The 2752-nt window shown below is 74.3% G+C and carries 2 protein-coding genes; one reads left to right on the forward strand and one right to left on the reverse strand.

Annotated elements, in window-relative coordinates:
• Window positions 1-1098: ABC transporter permease (locus WML84_RS14665; protein WP_347346875.1), on the forward strand; the 1098-nt coding region annotated here is incomplete at its 5' end.
• 21 nt (window positions 1099-1119) lie between these two features.
• Here the strand turns inward: WML84_RS14665 and WML84_RS14670 are convergent.
• Entirely contained in the window at window positions 1120-2652 is a 1533-nt protein-coding gene (locus WML84_RS14670) for a gluconokinase (protein WP_347346876.1), read from the reverse strand.
• Window positions 2653-2752: the final 100 nt, after the last annotated feature.

Genomic DNA, 2752 nt, shown 5'->3' on the forward strand with positions numbered 1-2752 from the left:
CTCGCGCGCCAGGGCCTCGCGGTCGAGGCGATCGGCGCCGCCGCCGGCCTCGGCGTCGGGCTCGCGATCGCCTCGGCGGGCGTGGCCGTGTCGAACCGGATGCTGAACCTCGACCTCCACCACTCGGTGCTCCACGCGGCACTCGTCGTCCCCGCGGTCGCGGTCGTGCTGACGACGTGGGCGGCCGCCTGGGCGGGCTCCCGGCGCGTGCTCGCCGTCACCCCGCTGCAGGCGCTCGGAGCCACGGTGGAGGCGTCGCCCGAGGCCGTCGCGCGGCGCACCGGCCGCAACGCCCTGGCGATCGTGCTGCTCGTGCTCGGGGTGCTGCTCCTGGCCGGCGGGATCGTGCTCGGGCTCGTCTCGCCGTTCGGCGTCGTCGTGGCCTTCACCGGCGGCATCCTCTCCTTCACGGGACTGGCGCTCGGCGCGGCCCTCGTCATGCCGCCGATCCTCCGCGCCGCGGCGCCGCTGTTCGGGCAGTCCGCGCCGGCGCGGCTCGCGGCGGGCAGCCTCGGGCGGCATCCGGAGCGCTCCAGCCGGATGGCGATCGGCGTCGTGATCGGGGTGACGCTGGTCATGATGTTCGCCGTCGCCGTGGAGTCGACGAAAGCCGTGCTCGCGGCCGCGTCCGGCGGCGCCATCCAGCCCGAGCTGGCCGTCACGATCGACGCGTTCGCCGCGATCATGATGGGCCTCGTCGCGGTCTCGGCCGTCATCGCGGGGGTCGGGCTCGTGAACCTCCTCACGCTCGGCATCGTGCAGCGCCGTCGCGAGCTGGGGCTCCTGCGCGCGCTCGGCCTCTCGCGCGCGCAGGTGCGCGGGATGGTCCTGGTCGAGGCGGCGCAGCTGACGGTGACGGCATCCGCGCTGGGAATCGCTCTCGGAACGGTCTACGGCTGGGCGGGCGCCCAATCGCTCCTCGGGTCGGTGCCGGTGTCGCCCCAGGCCGTCGGCACGAGCACGTTCGTGCTGCCGCAGCTGCCGCTGTGGCCCACGGTCGTGGTCGTGGCCGCGACGGCGGCGCTGACCGCGATCGCGTCGGCGGGTCCGACCCGGCTGGCCACCCGGGTGTCGCCGGTGACGGCGCTCGCGGAATGAGGCGGGCGCGGGGGCGGGGCGCTACCGGGCGATGACGCCGTCGTACACGGCGGTGAAGCGCGCGAGCAGGTCGGCGTAGTACGGCTGCTGGTCGGCGCTCGGCTCGGTGAGCTCGGTCGGGGGGATGAGAGCCGGCGGCTGGCCGGGATGCAGCACCGAGGCCGCGAGCACGGCGGCGCCGCGCATCGTCACGCGCTTGACGTCGACGACCTGCACCGGGAAGCCGATGGCCTGCGCGACGATCTGCATGAGGCCGGGGACGTCTCCGGTCACGCCGCCGGACGCGATGACCCGCTTCAGCTGCGGGTTGGCGACCACCAGCTGCTCGAAGACGCGCGCGTACGAGAGCGCGACCCCCTCGGCCGCGCCGCGCCAGAGGTCGAGGGCCGTGGTCGACGACGAGACGCCCGTGAACACGGCGCGCGCGTTGCCCGCCCACCCGGTCGCGCGCTCGCCGGTGAAGAAGGGCAGCACGAGCGGGGTCTCGGCGCGCGGCGCCGCGGTGAGGGCGTCGTGGACGTCCTCCGGCGTGACGGGGGCCAGTGTCGCCTGCAGCCAGGCCATCACCCGCCCGACGTCGTTGAGCGCGCCGCCGACGATCGACTGGTCGCGCGAGACCGAGTACGCCCACAGCCCGGGCGGCAGCACCTCCGGGGTTCCGGGGACGATGACGCGGATCGCGCCCGACGTCGCCGCCGACAGCGCCGCGACCGACGGGGTGTCGGCGCCGACGCCGATGTTCGAGGCGTAGCCGTCAGGGATCGCGGGGAACCAGGCCGCCCCGGCGAGGGCCGGCCAGCGCTCCGCGACCTCGGAGGAGACGTCGCGGATCGGCTGATCCGGGTCGACGATCGGCGCGAACTGGTCCTTGGTGACGCCGACCGCCGCGAGCAGCTCCTCGTCGAGCTCGAGCGTGTGACGGTTCAGGATGCCGGCCCACGCCATGGTCGACGTGGCCGCGCCCTCGATGCCGGCGAGCTTGGCGTAGATGTACTCGCCGAGCGACACGTACTTCGCCGTCTTCGCGACGACCTCGGGCATGGTGTCGCGGAGCCACAGCAGCCGCGGCGGGTGATAGCTCGTGTGCAGCCGCGCGCCGATGCGCTGGTGGACGGCCGACTCGTCGAGCTTCTCCCGCAGCGCGGCCAGGTGCGCGGCCGAGCGCGAGTCCGCGTAGGTGAAGCACGGCGTCAGGGCGTCGCCCTCGGCATCCACGCACACGAGCGACGACGCGAACGTGTCCATCACGACGCCCGCGACGGCACCCGGCGCCAGGTCGGCGACGACGCCGGTGATGACGGCCGACACCTCGTCGGTCACCTGGTCGGCGTCGATCTCGGCGGTGCCGTCGGCGGCCTCGGTGAAGAGGTGGTCGGCCTTGACCGTGCGCTTCTTGACGGGACGGCCGTAGCCGTCGTAGAGGCAGCAGCGGGTCGAGCCCGAGCCGATGTCGATCGCCAGGACCAGGGGGTCCACCGCATCGGAGAGGGGGACGGAACGGGCCTCCGGCACCGTGGAGACGTCGCTCGTGTCCACCGGCTCGAACTGTGCCATGCCATCTCCTTCGATCGCCGCAGCCGGGCGCTCTCAGCGGCGCCTGGGGCCGATGCTAACGGAGAGCGCGGACGCCCGCATTTCCTCTCGCGGGCCGACC

This window comes from Microbacterium sp. (assembly GCF_039812165.1).
Lineage (GTDB): Bacteria > Actinomycetota > Actinomycetes > Actinomycetales > Microbacteriaceae > Microbacterium.